Source organism: Methylocystis bryophila (assembly GCF_027925445.1).
Lineage (GTDB): Bacteria > Pseudomonadota > Alphaproteobacteria > Rhizobiales > Beijerinckiaceae > Methylocystis > Methylocystis bryophila.
The window spans coordinates 2,339,645-2,355,531 of the sequence record NZ_AP027149.1 but is presented as its reverse complement, the minus strand read 5'-3'; the positions used below and the strand labels follow the sequence as shown (position 1 = coordinate 2,355,531).

14 protein-coding genes are annotated in these 15,887 nt (G+C 63.8%); 8 read left to right on the top strand and 6 right to left on the bottom strand.

Going from position 1 to position 15,887, the window contains the following annotated elements; translation table 11 throughout:
• Positions 1-9: 9 nt before the first annotated feature.
• The 3 genes from cysW to QMG80_RS11010 all read right to left on the bottom strand — a co-directional run bounded on the left by cysW (position 10) and on the right by QMG80_RS11010 (position 2,951).
• Positions 10-954 (bottom strand): sulfate ABC transporter permease subunit CysW, encoded by a 945-nt coding sequence (gene cysW / locus QMG80_RS11020; protein WP_085772870.1) that lies wholly within the window; start codon positions 952-954, stop codon positions 10-12.
• Positions 947-1,795, bottom strand: coding sequence for a sulfate ABC transporter permease subunit CysT (gene cysT / locus QMG80_RS11015; protein WP_085773822.1), 849 nt, complete (start codon positions 1,793-1,795; stop codon positions 947-949). The genes cysW and cysT overlap by 8 nt, the downstream gene beginning before the upstream one ends.
• A gap of 118 nt (positions 1,796-1,913) precedes the next feature.
• A complete protein-coding gene (locus tag QMG80_RS11010; RefSeq protein ID WP_085772869.1) occupies positions 1,914-2,951 on the bottom strand; it encodes a sulfate ABC transporter substrate-binding protein in 1,038 nt (345 codons plus the stop codon).
• Between the two features lie 316 nt (positions 2,952-3,267).
• Between QMG80_RS11010 and QMG80_RS11005 the strand changes: the two genes are divergently transcribed.
• Positions 3,268-5,175 carry a phospholipase D-like domain-containing protein gene (locus tag QMG80_RS11005; protein WP_102938129.1) on the top strand — a complete coding sequence of 636 codons (1,908 nt, stop codon included), beginning with the start codon at positions 3,268-3,270 and terminating at the stop codon, positions 5,173-5,175.
• A gap of 32 nt (positions 5,176-5,207) precedes the next feature.
• Here QMG80_RS11005 and QMG80_RS11000 read toward each other — a convergent pair whose 3' ends face one another.
• Entirely contained in the window at positions 5,208-5,723 is a 516-nt protein-coding gene (locus QMG80_RS11000; protein WP_085772868.1) for a hypothetical protein, read from the bottom strand.
• A gap of 36 nt (positions 5,724-5,759) precedes the next feature.
• Entirely contained in the window at positions 5,760-6,788 is a 1,029-nt protein-coding gene (locus tag QMG80_RS10995) for a hypothetical protein (protein WP_158658851.1), read from the bottom strand.
• 232 nt (positions 6,789-7,020) lie between these two features.
• Here QMG80_RS10995 and thrS point away from each other — a divergent pair, with 232 nt between their 5' ends.
• The gene (gene thrS, locus QMG80_RS10990; RefSeq protein WP_085772866.1) at positions 7,021-8,958 is read left to right on the top strand and encodes a threonine--tRNA ligase; all 1,938 of its coding nucleotides are present in this window, start codon (positions 7,021-7,023) and stop codon (positions 8,956-8,958) included.
• Positions 8,959-9,018: 60 nt separating this feature from the next.
• Positions 9,019-10,497, top strand: coding sequence for an outer membrane protein (locus QMG80_RS10985; RefSeq protein ID WP_085772865.1), 1,479 nt, complete (start codon positions 9,019-9,021; stop codon positions 10,495-10,497).
• Positions 10,498-10,511: 14 nt separating this feature from the next.
• Here the strand turns inward: QMG80_RS10985 and QMG80_RS10980 are convergent, their stop codons facing one another.
• Entirely contained in the window at positions 10,512-11,492 is a 981-nt protein-coding gene (locus QMG80_RS10980; protein WP_085772864.1) for a zinc-dependent alcohol dehydrogenase family protein, read from the bottom strand.
• A gap of 258 nt (positions 11,493-11,750) precedes the next feature.
• On the opposite strand from QMG80_RS10980, the gene cysS reads away from it, so the two are divergent.
• The 5 genes from cysS to cimA are packed head-to-tail and all read left to right on the top strand — an operon-like array spanning position 11,751 to position 15,886.
• Positions 11,751-13,166, top strand: coding sequence for a cysteine--tRNA ligase (gene cysS / locus QMG80_RS10975; RefSeq protein ID WP_085772863.1), 1,416 nt, complete (start codon positions 11,751-11,753; stop codon positions 13,164-13,166).
• Complete coding sequence (locus QMG80_RS10970) at positions 13,163-13,684, top strand: DUF559 domain-containing protein (protein WP_085772862.1); 522 nt, start codon at positions 13,163-13,165, stop codon at positions 13,682-13,684. The genes cysS and QMG80_RS10970 overlap by 4 nt, the downstream gene beginning before the upstream one ends.
• Positions 13,636-13,758: a hypothetical protein gene (locus QMG80_RS10965; protein WP_280949996.1), complete on the top strand. Its 123-nt coding sequence runs from the start codon at positions 13,636-13,638 to the stop codon at positions 13,756-13,758. The genes QMG80_RS10970 and QMG80_RS10965 overlap by 49 nt, the downstream gene beginning before the upstream one ends.
• 2 nt (positions 13,759-13,760) lie before the next feature.
• A complete protein-coding gene (locus tag QMG80_RS10960) occupies positions 13,761-14,294 on the top strand; it encodes a GNAT family N-acetyltransferase (protein WP_085772861.1) in 534 nt (177 codons plus the stop codon).
• Positions 14,291-15,886 carry a citramalate synthase gene (gene cimA, locus QMG80_RS10955; protein ID WP_085772860.1) on the top strand — a complete coding sequence of 532 codons (1,596 nt, stop codon included), beginning with the start codon at positions 14,291-14,293 and terminating at the stop codon, positions 15,884-15,886. The genes QMG80_RS10960 and cimA overlap by 4 nt, the downstream gene beginning before the upstream one ends.
• Position 15,887 lies beyond the last annotated feature (1 nt).

The following is a 15,887-nucleotide window of genomic DNA, read 5'->3' as shown; positions in this document are numbered from 1 at the left end:
TGATGAGACTCAGTGGCCGTGGCGGCGCTTGAGCGCGTCGCCGTGACGCCATTCGAGAAGGGTCTTAAGGCCGAGAGTGACGAGAGCGAGGCTCGCCAGGAGAGCGGCCAGCGCGAAAGCCGCGACGGAATGGTACTCATTGTAGAGAATCTCCACCTGGAGAGGCATGGTGTTGGTGAAGCCGCGAATGTGTCCCGAGACGACCGAGACGGCGCCGAACTCGCCCATGGCGCGCGCGTTGCAAAGCAGGACGCCATAGAGCAGCGCCCATTTCACATTGGGCAAGGTCACCGTGAAGAAGGTGCGCAGCCCTGAGGCGCCGAGCGTCAACGCCGCTTCCTCCTCGACCGTTCCCTGGTCCTGCATGAGCGGGATCAGCTCGCGCGCGACAAAAGGAAAGGTGACGAAAATCGTCGCCAGCACGATGCCCGGCACGGCGAAGACGATCTCCAAATTATGCGCCGTGAGCCAGGGGCCGAACAGGCCCTGCGCCCCGAACAGCAGCACATAGACAAGGCCTGCGACGACTGGCGAGACCGAGAACGGCAGGTCGATCAGCGTGATCAACAGCGCCTTGCCGGGAAAGGAGAACTTCGCGATGGACCACGCGGCGGCGAGGCCGAAGACGAGGTTCGCCGGCACGGCGATCGCGGCGACGAGCAGCGTGAGCCAGATCGCCGCGAGCGCGTCGGGCTCCGTCAGGCTCTCGATGAAGACGCCCAAGCCTTTGGAGAAGGCTTCGATGAAGACGATGACGAAAGGCGAGAGCAGGAAGAGCGAAAGAAACACGATCGCCGCCGCGGTCAGCGCGCGACGCGTCGCCGGGCGTTCGGTGCGCACGTCGCTCAAGGCGAAGAAGGTGGTCTCGCCGCGCACGGCCTTGCGGCGGGGCGGCTCGCGGCCGCCGGGCGCCGCGTCGCTCTGCGTCGGAATGGCCTGCGCTGTCTCAGACATGCCCCAGCCTCTTGCGGCCCCACGCCTGGATCAGATTGATCAGGAGCAGCGCCAGGAAGGAGAAAGCCAGCATGATCGTCGCGATCGCCGTCGCGCCCGCATAGTCATATTGCTCGAGCTTCACGACGATGAGCAGCGGCGCGATTTCGGACACATAAGCGATGTTTCCGGCGATGAAGATCACGGATCCATATTCGCCGACAGCGCGGGCGAAGGCGAGCGCGAAACCCGTCAACAGCGCCGGCAGGAGCGGCGGCAGGATCACGGTCCAGAAAACCCGCGTGCGCGAGGCCCCGAGCGTCGCCGCGGCTTCCTCGAGCTCCGGCTCGAAATCGACGATCACCGGTTGAACCGTCCGCACGATGAAAGGCAGGCCGACGAAGATCAGCGCGACGAGGATGCCGAGCCGCGTGAACGCGATCTTCAGGCCGAAGAGCTGCAGCAGCGGCGCGCCGAAAAAACCCTTCGGCCCATAGAGCGCGGCCAGCGAAATGCCGGCGACAGCGGTAGGCAGCGCGAAGGGAAGATCAATCGCGGCGTCGAGCAGGCTGCGTCCGGGAAATCTGTAGCGCGTCAGCACCCAGGCCGCGAGAAACCCAAAGACGACATCGATCGCTGCTGCGGAGAGCGAGATCGAGAAGCTTGTCCATAGACCCGCCGCGACGCGAGGCTCCGTGGCTATGCTGTAGAGGCCGCCGAAGCCTAGCCCCGAGGCGCGCCACACCAGGGCCGAGAGCGGCAGCAGCACGATCAGCCCGAGATAAAGCAGCGTGAAACCGAAAGCGGGCGCAAATCCCGGCAATACGCTCGGCTGTTTGAAACGCCAGGTTCTTGGCCTCATGGCGGCGACGCTCACGGGAAGCGGGCTCCGATTTCGAGGATGCGCCCCGTCTGCCTTACGGGCGAGACGGGGCGGGAAAAGGCCGCGTTAGGCCAAAGCGATATATCAGAGTAGCGCATCAGCGCTGCGGGGCGATCTGCTTTTGGATGTCGTCGAAGACGCCGCCGTCCGCGAAATGCGTCTTCTGCGCTTTGGCCCAGCCGCCGAAGGTCTTGTCCACCGTGAAGAACTCGATCTTGGGCAGGCGCGCCAGATCCTCCTTCGCCGCAAACTCAGGATGAGCCGGACGATAGAAATTCTTGGCGATGATCGCCTGCGCCGGCTTCGTATAGAGGAAGTCGAGATAGGCGTGCGCCGCCTTTTCCGCCCCATGCGCCTTGGCGTTCGCCTCGACGACCGCGACCGGCGGCTCCGCGAGAATCGACCGCGGCGGCGAGACGATCTCGAACTGATCGGCGCCGAATTCCTGCAGCACGAGATAGGCCTCGTTCTCCCAGCCGATCAACACGTCGCCGAGGCCGCGCTGCGCGAAGCTGATCGTCGCGCCGCGCGCGCCGGTGTCGAGAACGGGAGCGTTTTTGTAGACCGCCTGCACGAAATCCTTCGTCTTCGCCTCGTCGCCGTTGAATTTCTTGAGGCCATAGCCCCAAAGCGCGAGATAATTCCAGCGCGCGCCGCCCGAGGTCTTGGGATTGGGAGTCACGACGCCGACGCCGGGCTTGGCGAGATCCTCGAAGTCTTTGATCCCCTTCGGGTTACCCTTGCGCACGACGAAGACGATCGTCGAGGCGTAAGGCGTCGAATTATTGGGCAGCAGCTTTTGCCAGTCGGCCGGGATCTTGCCGGTCTTGGCGGAGATCGCGTCGATATCGGCGGCGAGCGCCAGCGTCACGACATCGGCTTTCAGCCCGTCGATCACGCCGCGCGCCTGGGCGCCGGAACCGCCATGCGAGGCCTGCACCACGACACTCTCTCCGGTTTTGGCCTTCCACTCGGCGGCGAAGGCGGGATTGATCGCCTTGTAGAGCTCGCGCGTCGGATCATAGGAGACGTTGAGGAGCGTCTGATCCGCGACGGCCACGCTGGGGATCGCGACTGAGAGAAAGAGCGCGAGCGCACGCGCCAGCTTCGACGTCTTCGACTGGACCCAACCCATGATCGTCCTCTCATTCCATCTCGGCGGATAGCCACACCAAGTCTACAGTTTTAGTGGTTTAATGAAACACTCGAAAATTGCAAGAGGATTTCGCGCCCGGGCTCATCCGGCCGGCCCCGCGCGAAGGCTCGCTTCGGCGCGAGGAACAGACTTTTGCGATCAGAATTCGCTCCAACCTTCTGATTTAGCGCGATTCCTATCGCTCGACGGCTTCGGTTCGGGCGGGGAACGCGCTGGACAATCATTCCGGCGGGCGTAATCTCAAGCGGGGCGTCGCCCGCCGGCGATCCCGCATTGCAAGAAAGGATTTCAGCTCATGAAAGCCATCGCCTTCGCCAATAACGACATCGCGGTCGTCGCCTGGACCTTCGGCGGCAAGCTCGAGGGGTGTCTGGGCTTCGCGATCTACCGGATCGACGTGCTCGCCGGAACCGAGACCGCCCTGCCGGCGATGGCGACCTTCAAGGGACAATCGGCGGACGCAGGGCGCACCACCGCCGACGATCCGATCCAGAAGTTCTTCTGGAAGGACGTCACCGCCAAGCGCGGCGCCGCATACAAATACAAGATCGTCCCGCTTGGCGGAACGCCGGGAGCCTTGCAGCCAATGCCCTACGGCCCGCTGATCTCCAACCAGGTGCATCTCACGCCGCACTACGGGGCGCTGTCGGTCTATTTCAATCGCGGCATCCTCGCCACGCAATCGACAGCGCGCGCGCTCGACGCGACGCCTGGCGGCGGCGCGCCGGCCGACAAGCTCGAGAACCACATCTACGAGATCGGAGACGCGCTCCGCGAGGACCTCGCCGGCAAGATGATCGAGGCGCTGACCGCGCTGCCCAAGGAGGCGGCCGACACGGGCGCGAGCCTTTATTGCGCCTTCTATGAGCTCGACGATCCCGAGGTGATCAAGACGCTCAAGCCTCTCGCGGGCGCGCTCGAGCTCATTCTTTCCAACATGCCGGGCGAGGTCGACGGCGAGAAGACCAAGGACACTTATTCGGCGCAACGCGATGAGATGAAATCCGCGGACGCGCGCGTCACGGACCGCTTCACGGCCAGCAATCACATCGGCCACAACAAGTTCCAGGTTCTCGTCACGAAAGAGGGCCCGCAGGCCGCCTTGTTCGGTTCGACCAACGTCACCGCGCATGGGCTCTGCGCCCAAACCAACAATACGATCATCGCGCGCTCGCCCAAGGTCGCCGCCGCCTATAAGGGCTATTGGGACCGGCTGAAGGCCGACACGCTTCCTCCCGGCCCGAGCGTGACGGGGCCCCAAGCCGAGCCCTTGCGAAGCGCCAACGCCAAAGGCCCCGTCAGCGTCGATCTAGAAGATGGGAGCGGCGCGATCGACGTCTGGTTCTCGCCCAACACGCCGAAAGCGCGCGTCAGCAAACCCACGGCGGATGAGCCGCGCCCGCCGGATCTCGACGCGCTCTTCACGCTCATCAGTCAGGCGCAGCAGGCGATCCTGTTCCTCGTCTTCGAGCCTGGCCATCCGAGCATCGTCGACGCTATCGCCGAAGCGCTTCGGGCGCGCCCCTCGCTGTTCGTGCGCGGCGCGGTGACCGACGCTAGCGCCTCCGGCGAATTCTACACCGCCGTCAACGGCGGTCAGACTCCCGTGAAGAAGCCGGCCAAAGGCGAGCCGCCCCTGCCCGAGGATTTTCGCGTGATTCACACGCGGGGAGTCACCAAAGGCGACGCCTTCGGCCAATGGACGAACGAGCTCAATCAAGCCGGACACGCCGTGATCCACGATAAGATCGTCGTGATCGACCCGTTTTCGGATAATTGCGTGGTGGCGACGGGCAGCCACAACGACGGCTACAAGGCGTCATACAACAACGACGAAAATCTCAACATCATCAAGGGCCACCGCGCCGCAGCCGAGGCCTACGCGGCCCACTGCCTCGATGTCTACGATCATTACGCCTGGCGTTACTGGCTGCAAAAGGACGATGACAAGGCTTGGCATTTCCTCGCCGAGAACGACGCCTGGCAGGACGCCTATTTCTCGGCTGACGACACAGTGAAGTCGGCCGAATTGAATTTCTGGCTCTCTGCGAACACGATCGCCGACGCTTTGCCGACGCCCACCGTCGACGGCTCCACGCGCCGACGTCCCGGCTTGCAAAAGCAGACGGCTGGCCTCTCTCCCGCCGTCGGGCCGCATGCGGCCAAGCCGGCGTCGCGTCGCTCTTCGCGTAAGGAGAGTTGATCCGCCGCGCGACTCTCCACAGCCGATTTCAATCAAGGGGAATTGGCGGGCGCCAGCAGTTCCCCAGCGCTTTTCTCCAATTGCGAGCGTCGCTCGGGCGGCGCCGTCGCGGCTTCGCTCAACAACTCGGCCGCCTGTCTCTTGCGTTCCGACCAGTTTGCGCCGTGGCTCGCATTGTCAGCGGCGACCAGCCGATCGATCTCGGCCTGCGCCTTCTGATTCGCAGCTTTCAACCTGTCCGCCTCGTCCTTCCGGAAGCTCGCGCGCGCCGCCTCGAACCGCGCGCGCGCCTCGGCTTTCCGATTTTGCGCCTCTTTGGCGGCCAGCCCGAACGCCTGCGCCCTGCGGGCCTGAAACTCGGCCTTCGTCATTTGCGCGCCCTTGAAATCTATGACGGCCGTTGGCGGAAGCGCGATAAATTGCTCCTTGCTCATCTTCTCCGCGGATAGGGGCGCCGAAGACCCCGTCTCGACGGCCCGCGCCGATCGCGCGCCGCTTCCCACGAGGACGAGAAGCGAGAGCAAGATGAAAGCAAGATAGCGCGTCATGACCTGTCCCCTCTCAATGCATTCGGCGCGATGCGCTCATTGATAAGGCACACCCGTGGGGCCGGATATGTAGATATCCGCATAATAGAAGATCAGGCCGCAGTTGTCGGCCTGCCAGTTTACGGAGACTTTCGGATTCGCATCGCCGACAGAGCTCTGAAACCAATAGGTAGGCTGATAGAAGGTCCCGATATAGTCCCCCGAGAACGACGACGCCGAAGCGAACCCCCAGCCGTTCTTTAGGCTCGGCCCCGAAAACTGATCATTGCCCGCCTCCCCCGAAAAGCCCCAGCCGGAGGCGTGATAACCTTGAAATCCCGTAGGCCCAGGCTCCAGGCCAAAGGTGGGGGAGAGCGCGCACTCCAAGGGCGTGCCGTAGCTCCCGTTCTTCTGGCAGGCGTCGCTGTTGCCAAGCGTAGCCGTCGACGAGCAGCCAATGTCGTCGAAGGGAAGTGCGACGAGATCGCGACTCGCCGTGAATTGCGCGGTGATCGAATTGCTTACCGCGCCGCAGCTCGCGACGACATAGATCGAAGCCCTCTGGTCGGGCTGACCGCTTATGCCTTGGGGAATCGTTCCCGCGGCGAAGGCGTCTCCCCACTGAATGTTTTCGAGATTGGTTCCGATCAACTGGCCTTGGAATCTGATGACGATCTGGCCCGGCAAGCTGCCAAAGTTCTCGCCCTGCAGAATGATCGAGCCGCCCGGCTTGATGACGGAGAAGGGAAACACCGAGGTGATCGTCGGTCCGATGACCTGAAGGCTTGCGTGGACCGCGCCAGCGCATTGTCCCTCGCCTTGGGCGGTCAGCGGATAGGATCCGGCGGATCTATAGGTGTGATAGACGAGCAGCGGGAATGTTCCCGGCAAATTCACAATGTTCGTTCCGTCACCGAGATTGAACTGCACACCGCTGCAGGTCCCGGCGCCTGCGATTTTTATCGTGTTCAACTTGCAGGCTATTCCGGGCGATGGGTTCGGCGTGATGGAAGTCACGCCAGCCGCCTGCGCGCCCTGCGGCGCGAGCAAGTAAAAAAGCGACAAAATCAGTCGTCGACGCTGCATGGCCGCCTCCATAAGGAGGGCGAGCGCCTGTAACTTGGCTGCTCGCTACACAGATCCGCTGCTGTTACGTTGCGCGGCAGCGCTTGATTTCCAGTCCGGACGGCGCTTGCTCTCCCTCTCGGCCATTGCCACGCCCCCTGCCCTGCCGCTAAATCCATCTCGCCCGCTTTCTGCGGGCGATTTTCGCGCCTCACGCCGGCTCGCAGCGGCGACTGAGCGCAAAGGAGAGACCATGATCCACGTCACCTTCCCGGACGGGGCCTCCCGTCCGTTCGAGCCGGGCGTCTCCGGGCTCGACATCGCCAAATCCATCTCGCCCTCGCTCGCCAAGCGCACGGTCGCCATGACCGTCGACGGGACGCTCAGCGACCTCTCGACGCCGCTGAAGCGAGACGCGAAGATAGAATTCGTCTCCCGCGACGATCCGCGTGCGCTGGAGCTCATTCGCCATGATTGCGCGCATGTGCTCGCCGAAGCGGTGCAGGAGCTTTATCCCGGCACGCAGGTGACGATCGGCCCCGTCATCGAGAACGGCTTCTACTACGACTTCTATCGCAACGAGCCTTTCACGCCCGAGGACCTGCCTGGCATCGAGAAGAAGATGCGCGAGATCATCGCGCGCGATCGCCCGATCGTGCGCGAGGTCTGGTCGCGCAACGAAGCGCTCGACTTTTTTGAAAAGAAGGGCGAGGCCTTCAAGGGCGAGCTCATTGAATCCATCCCCGGCAGCGAGGACCTCTCGATCTACAAGCAGGGCGATTGGCTCGACCTCTGCCGCGGCCCGCATCTGACCTCGACGGGCAAGATCGGGACGGCCTTCAAGCTGATGAAGGTCGCCGGAGCCTATTGGCGCGGGGACAGCAACCGCCCGATGCTCTCACGCATTTACGGCACGGCCTGGACCAAGCAGGAAGAGCTTGACGCCTATCTGCATCGTCTCGAGGAAGCCGAGCGACGCGACCATCGGCGCCTCGGGCGCGAGATGGGTCTCTTCCACTTCCAGGAGGAGGGGCCGGGCGCGGTCTTCTGGCACGCCAAGGGCTGGACGCTGTTCCAAACGCTCGTCTCCTACATGCGCCGCCGACAGAAGGCCGTGGGCTATCAGGAGGTCAACACGCCGCAGGTGCTGGACCGCGCGCTGTGGGAGACGTCTGGCCATTGGCAGACCTATCGCGAGAACATGTTCCTCACCAAAACCGAGGACGAGCGCATCTTCGCGCTAAAGCCCATGAACTGCCCGGGCCATGTCGCGCTCTTCAAGAACGGTCTGAAGTCCTATCGCGACCTCCCCGTGAAGATCGCCGAGTTCGGCGTCGTGCATCGCTATGAGCCCTCGGGCGCGCTGCACGGCGTCATGCGCGTGCGCGCCTTCACACAAGACGACGCGCATATTTTCTGCTCCGAGGAGCAGATCATGGCGCAGGCGCTGGAGATCAACGATCTGATCCTGTCGATCTATGGCGACTTCGGCTTCGACGACATCGTCGTGAAGCTCTCGACGCGGCCGGAGAAGCGCGTCGGCTCGGACGAGGCCTGGGACAAGGCGGAGGCCGCGCTCTCGAAGGTGCTGGACGAGCTGGCGAAGCGCGGGATGAAGACCTCGGTGCAGCCGGGCGAAGGGGCCTTCTATGGTCCAAAGCTCGAATATACGCTGCGCGACGCGATCGGCCGGGAATGGCAATGCGGCACGACGCAGGTCGACTTCAACCTGCCCGGACGCTTCGGAGCCTTCTACATCGGCGCGGATTCCGAGAAGAAGACTCCCGTCATGGTGCATCGCGCCATGTTCGGCTCGCTCGAACGCTTCACCGGCATATTGATCGAGCATTACGCCGGCCATCTGCCGCTGTGGCTCTCGCCCGTGCAGATCATGGTCTGCACGATCGTGCAGGACGCCGACGATTATGCGCTCGAAATCGCGGCGGAAGCGAGAAAGCGCGGGCTCAACGTCGAGGTCGATCTTCGAAACGAGAAGATCTCCTATAAGGTGCGCGAGCATTCGCTGACCAAGATCCCCGTGCTGCTCATCGCCGGCAAGAAGGAGGCGGCCGAGCGCAAGATCTCGATCCGACGGCTCGGCTCGCAAGAGCAAAAGGTCGAGACGCTTGAGGCGGCGCTCGCGGCTTTGGTCGAGGAGGCCACCCCGCCGGACTTGAAGACTCAAAGCTGACGCAGGCTGGACCGCGGGCTGAAGGCCCGCGGTCCAGGGCGCCAAAGCCGCCACAATCCGTTGATAGTCAACACCCTCGCCAAGACCGACAATGCGGAGATCGAGGTGCGACGCAGGCGACGAAGCGGCGGTCTCGCGGGCTTAACCGCGGCCTTTCTGGCTTTGCTGCTTCGCCCGCCGCCGGCGTCGGCCGGTCCGCCTTTCAGCACAGACGATCCTGACCCCGGCAAGCCCGGGGATTGGGAGCTCATCACCTTCGGCGCGAATAATCGCGCGTTGCATGTTTCTTCCGGCGCGACGCCGGGCGTCGAATTCAACTTCTCGCCTTTCACCGGAACCAGTATCGCGGTCGTTGCGCCGATGGTCTACCAGCCCCAGAAGGACGCGCCGAACGACTGGGGAACGGGGGACGTCGACATCAGCTGGAAGCAGGAGCTTTTCAAGCAAGATGAGAACGGCTCGCCGCTGACGATCAGCATCGTGCCGGCGATCGAGCCCCCTACTGGCGATTCCAAGCGCAACCTCGGCACAGGGTACGTCCACGCCTTTTTTCCCGTTTGGGCGCAAAGAGAGTTTGGCGATTGGACGCTTTACGGCGGCGGCGGCTACTGGATCAATCCCGGTCCGGGCAACAAGAATTACTGGTTCGCTGGCGCGGTGCTGCAACGCAAGATCACGGACGATCTCTCGGTCGGCGTCGAGCTCAATCACGAGTCAGCGGACGCTCCGGACGATCGCGACTCGAGCGCGTTCAACGTCGGCGCGACCTACAAGATCACCGAGCATCTGAAGATCTATGCCTCGGCGGGGCGCGGCATCCAGAACGCAGAGCAGACCAACAAATACTCCTGGTATCTCGGACTCTCCGCGACCGGAGGCGAGGAAAAGGCGTCGCCAAAGCCCAAAGAGAAGGTGGAAGTCTCACACCCATTCTCCGAATGGTCGGGCTTTTACGTCGGCGCCGGCGCCGGGCTTGCGCGCTGGCATGTCAGAGAAACCAACACGTTAAGCGATGAAACCGACGCGCTGAGCGATTTCCCGCCGATCAGCGCCACGCTTTACGGAACGCGCATCTTCGGCGGCCCCTTCTCCGGCGTGAACTGGCGCTTCGGCCAGATCGTCTTCGGCGTCGAGACGGAAGTCGCCGCCGACGGCGATCTGAGCGCGAGACAGCGGTTCGGCGCGACGCTCGCGCCGCGCGTCGATGCGCAGGCCTGGGGCCGCGGCCGCATTGGCTTGCCCGTGGATCGCTTCCTGTTCTTTGGCTCGGGCGGCGCGGTGGGCCAGAATTTCTTCGCATCGGCCTTTGGAACGAGTTTCGACGCGGCGCATGTCGGATGGACGGTGGGCGGCGGCGTCGATTATGCGCTCGACGCGCATTGGGCCGCGCGCATCGAGTTCCGCCACGCGGAGTTCGGCGGAATTCAGCTCGACTCCGGCCATGACGATCGCGCGAGCGCGCGCTGGCGCCCGCGGCAAAATTCGTTGCACTTCGGCGCACTGTATCGTTTCGACTTTCTGCCGCCGGGCCTCGACTGAAAGGCGAGACGCTCTCACATCGTCAGAACGGCGGCGCCGTCGAAGCGCCCCGCGCGCAGATCGTCGAGCGCTTCGTTGGCGCGCTCCAGCGGATAGCTTCGCGTCACCGTCTCGATTTTGGCGCGGCGGGCGACGTCGAGAAACTCATCGCCGTCGGCGCGCGTGAGATTCGCGACCGAGACGACACTGCGCTCGCCCCAGATCAAATCATAAGGGAAGCTCGGAATGTCGCTCATATGGATGCCGGCGCAGACGACGCGGCCTCCCTTGCGCAGAGCCTTCAAGGCCAAGGGCACGAGCGCGCCGACCGGCGCATAGAGGATCGCCGCGTCGAGCTTTTCCGGCGGCGCCTCGTCGGAGCCGCCCGCCCATTCCGCCCCGAGCGCGCGCGCGAAATTTTGTGACGTCGCGTCGCCGGGCTTGGTGAAAGCAAAGACGCGCCTCCCCTGCCAGCGGCAGACCTGCGCGACGATATGCGCCGCTGCGCCGAAGCCGTAGAGCCCGATCCGCGGCGCGCCGCCAGCGGCCTTAAGCGAACGCCAACCGATGAGTCCCGCGCAGAGCAGCGGGGCCAAAGCGACCGGGTCGGCGTCCTCGGGCAGCGGAAAGGCATAGGCCGCATCGACCACGACATGGGTCGCGAAGCCCCCGTCGCGCGTGTAGCCGGTGAAGAGCGGCGTGTCGCAGAGGTTCTCGTGGCCGCTCATGCAATAGGGACAATGGCCGCAGGTATGGCCCAGCCAAGGCGCGCCAAAGCGCCCGCCGAGGGGCGCGGCGACGCCTTGGCCTTGGGCGACGACGTGGCCGACGATCTCATGCCCGGGCACGATGGGAAGGCGCGGGTCAGGCAGATCGCCGTCGACGACGTGGAGATCCGTGCGGCAGACGCCGCAGGCTTCGACCTGAAGCAGCAGCTCGCCCGGCCCCGGACGGGGCTCCAGCCGCTCCTCCAGGACGAGCCGCTCGCCCGGCTGTTTCAACACCATCGCGCGCATGAGACTAAACCTAGCGCCGAAGAGCCCGGAGCGGGAGAAATTTCGACATCCTTAAGCTCGGGACGAAGAATGCGGCGCCGCGCTCGGGTTTCGCTTGACGGGAGCGCGCCCCGAGGGCAAGGTCTTTGCATGACGCTCCGCCTCCGTCTCCCGCTCTGCTGCGGCCGGATCATTATTCGCTAGCCCAAAAGCTGGCCGGCGCCGTCACGACTGCTTGACATCCAGAGCGACGCCCGGCCGAAAGGCCCGGAAATTCTCATGTCGCCGCAATTGAAGCTCTATAACACGCTGACACGCTCCAAGGAGGTCTTTCGCCCCTTGGACGAAAAGAACGTGCGCATGTATGTCTGCGGGCCGACGGTCTACGACTACGCCCATATCGGCAATGCGCGGCCGCTCATCGTCTTCGACCTGCTCTATCGTCTGCTGCGACATCTCTACGGGCCGGAGCATGTGCGCTACGTGCGCAACATCACCGACGTCGACGACAAGATCAACGCCCGCGCCGCCGATCGCGGCATCTCGATCCGCGCGCTGACGGAAGAGACGAACAAGATCTTCCAAGAAGACGTGAAGGCGCTGGGCTGCCTCGAGCCGACCGTGCAGCCGCGCGCGACAGAGCATATCGCTGAGATGATCGCGATCGTCGAAAAACTCATCGCCTCGGGCCACGCCTATGCGGCGGATGGACACGTGCTCTTCGACGTGCCGTCGATGTCGGATTATGGCCGCTTGTCACGCCGTTCGCTCGACGAGATGCTCGCCGGCGCGCGGGTCGAGGTCGCGCCCTATAAGCGCGGCGAGATGGACTTCGTTTTGTGGAAGCCCTCAAAAGAAAACGAGCCGGGCTGGGAAAGCCCCTGGGGCTATGGGCGGCCGGGCTGGCATCTCGAATGCTCGGCGATGAGCTGGAAGCATCTCGGCGAGAGTTTCGACATCCACGGCGGCGGCATCGATCTCGTCTTCCCGCATCACGAGAACGAGATCGCGCAGTCGCGCTGCGCGTTTCATTCCGACGTGATGGCGAATGTCTGGATGCACAACGGATTCCTGCAGGTCGAGGGCGAGAAAATGTCCAAGAGCCTGGGGAATTTCATCACGATCCATGAGCTGCTGCACACGGAGAAGTTTGGCGGCCGCAAATGGCCGGGCGAGGTGCTGCGCCTCGCCATGCTGCGCACGCACTACCGCCAGCCAATTGATTTTACCGTGAAGGCGTTGGAGGAGGCGGAGCTTAGCCTGCGAAAATGGACCGCGGAAGCGGGACTCGCTGACATGGCGAACGATGGCTTCGGAGTGGGATTCGGCGCGCCTGACGGGAGTGGTTACGGCGGTGGGCTCGCCGGAGTCGAAACAGTGTTGGAAGCGCTCTCTGACGACCTAAACACGCCGTTTGCCCTCACGGTCATCCACGCGATTGACGATGGACGAGAACTTGAATTCTCCCTGAAGTTGCTCGGCATAGATTTAAGATCGTACGCCGCTTGGGTCGAGCGAGAAGCGAATCTGTCGGTCGACATCTCGCTCGTCGGGTCTCTGATCTCAGCCCGCCTCGCTGCGCGCGCCGCAAAAAACTGGGCCGAGTCCGACCGCATCCGCGACGAGCTGGCGAGCATGGGCGTCGCGCTCAAGGACAATAAGGACGGCACGACGACCTGGGAGGTGAAGCGATGATCGCGTTGCAGTCCCCCACCCGGTTCGCGAGAACACCCCCCACCCGGCTCGCTTCGCTCGCCACCCTCCCCGCAAGGGCTAAGGAAATCGCTAATCTCCGGAACCCGTCATGGCCGGGCTTGTCCCGGCCATCCACGCCGGGCGGCTTCCGAATCATTGGCAATCAAACGGAAGCTTCATGCCTCCAGGGTCGCGCGCGGGACAGGTTCTTAGTGAAGTCGCAAGACGTTCGCGCGAATTCTCACAGCACGCCTCATCGTCTCGGCGTGGATGGCCGGGACAAGCCCGGCCATGACGGCTGCGGCGGCATCGCCCATGATGCGGGCCGCGACGCGCATTTCGCTGAGCTTGGTTTTCTAACCCTGCGCTTCTGGAACCCTGAGATAGACGAAAACCTCGACGGCGTCGTCGAAACCATTATGGCTCGCGCTCACGACACAAGAGGCGCGCAACCCAAAGGAGTCTCCCCATGGCTGACGATTGGAAGAAATCCCTGCCCTTTCCGGCGCACTGGCTGAGCTATCTGAGCTTCAAGCTGCTCGTGTTGGTCTTCGCATCCGCAATCGCCCTCCATCTCCTGGGCGTCTTTTAAAGATGGGAAGCTTCCACGCCGCGCCTACGCTGCGACCCTTCCTACTCGCCGACGCGCCGCGTCTCGCCGTGCTCTTTCGTGAGAGCATCGAGGCGCTCACCGAGGATTTTTACGATGAGGGTCAGCGCGCCGCCTGGGCCGCGCGCGCCGACGACGAGGCGGCCTTCACGGCCAAGCTCGCGAAAGCGCTCACCCTCGTCGCCCTCGTCGAAAAGGAAATCGCCGGCTTCGCGGCGCTCGAAAAAAACGAGAGGGTCGAGATGCTCTATGTTCACCCCGATTTCGCGCGCCGAGGCGTCGGCTCGGCGCTGCTCGACGCATTGGAAAAGCTCGCCGCCGCGAGAAGAGCTGCGAGACTAGAGGTCGAGGCCTCCGACGCCGCGCGCAATTTTTTCGCGAACCGCGGCTTTACGGCGCAAAGCCGCAACACAGTCGAGCTCGACGGCGAATGGCTCGGGCGCACGCGCATGACCAAGGAGCTCGTCAAGCCAGAAGTCGACCCACGGCTCGCAGCCCCGACGGGCCGCCCGCAATGACGAAGGAAAGGCTCACGCTCCTCGACACGACATTGCGGGACGGCGCTCAGACCGTCGGCGTCGACTTCTCGCTCGACGACAAGCGCCAGATCGCGACGATGCTCGACGAACTCGGGATTGACTATATCGAGGGCGGCTATCCCGGCGCCAATCCGCTCGACACGGAATTCTTCGCCACGCGTCCGCCCCTCAAAGCGCGTTTCGCGGCCTTCGGCATGACGCGCCGACAAGGCCGCTCGGTCGAGAACGATCCGGGCGTCGCGGCGCTGCTCGATTGTGCGTCCGACGCCGTCGTCCTTGTCGCCAAGACTTGGGACTATCAGGTGCGCGTCGCGCTGCGCTCGACGGAGGAGGACAATCTTCAAGCCATCACGCAGTCTGTGCGCGCTGTCGTCACGCGCGGCAAGGAAGCGATCGTCGATTGCGAGCACTTCTTCGACGGCTTCAAGGGCAATGAAAGCTATGCGCTCGCCTGCGCCCAGGCCGCAATGGAAGCCGGCGCGCGATGGATCGTGCTTTGCGACACCAATGGCGGCTCGCTCCCTCATGAGGTCGAGCGCATCGTCCGCGCGGTGACGAAACATATCCCCGGCGATCGGCTCGGCGTCCATGCTCATGACGACACGGGCCAGGCAGTCGCCAATTCCCTCGCCGCGGTTCGTGCGGGCGCCCGGCAAATTCAAGGTTCGCTCAATGGCCTCGGCGAACGTTGCGGCAACGCCAATCTCACGACGATCATCCCCACTCTGCTGCTCAAGGACGAATTCGGCCAAAACTTCGAGATCGGCGTCTCGCGAGAGACGCTCCAGCATCTGACGCGCGTCAGTCACGCGCTGGACGAGCTGTTGAACCGCGCGCCGAACCGGCATGCGCCTTATGTCGGCGCCAGCGCCTTTGCGACAAAGGCCGGAATTCACGCCTCCGCGGTGCTCACGGACTCGCGCACCTATGAGCATGTGCCGCCCGAGAGCGTCGGCAATCGGCGTCGCGTGCTCGTCTCCGACCAGGCGGGGAAATCGAATATCGTCGCCGAGCTCACGCGCCTCGGCGTCGCGCTCGACAGGGACGATCCGCGCCTCGGGCGCTTGTTGGACGAGGTCAAGGAAAAAGAGTCGCAGGGCTACGCCTACGAGGGCGCCGACGCCTCCTTTTATCTCCTGGCCAAGCGCTTGCTGGGCGAGGCGCCGCATTTCTTCGACGTCGAGCGCTACAGCGTCGCCGTGGATCGACGCTTTGCGCGCAGCGGCGGGCTCGAGGACGCCGGGGCCGAGGCGATCGTCAAGCTCCATGTCAACGGCCAATCGAAGATTTCCGCAGCCGAAGGCAATGGACCGATCAACGCATTGGACCTCGCGCTACGAAAAGACCTTGGCGACTATCAGCGCTATATCGACGACGTGAAGCTCGTCGATTATCGCGTGCGCGTGTTTCAAGGCGGCACCGACGCGGTGACGCGTGTGCTCGTCGAATGCGCGGACGCCAAGGGCGAGCGCTGGTCGACGGTGGGCGTCTCCGCCAATGTGATCGACGCGTCCTTCGAGGCGCTGATCGACGCGATCAACTACAAGCTGCTGCGCGACGGGGCGAGGTAGT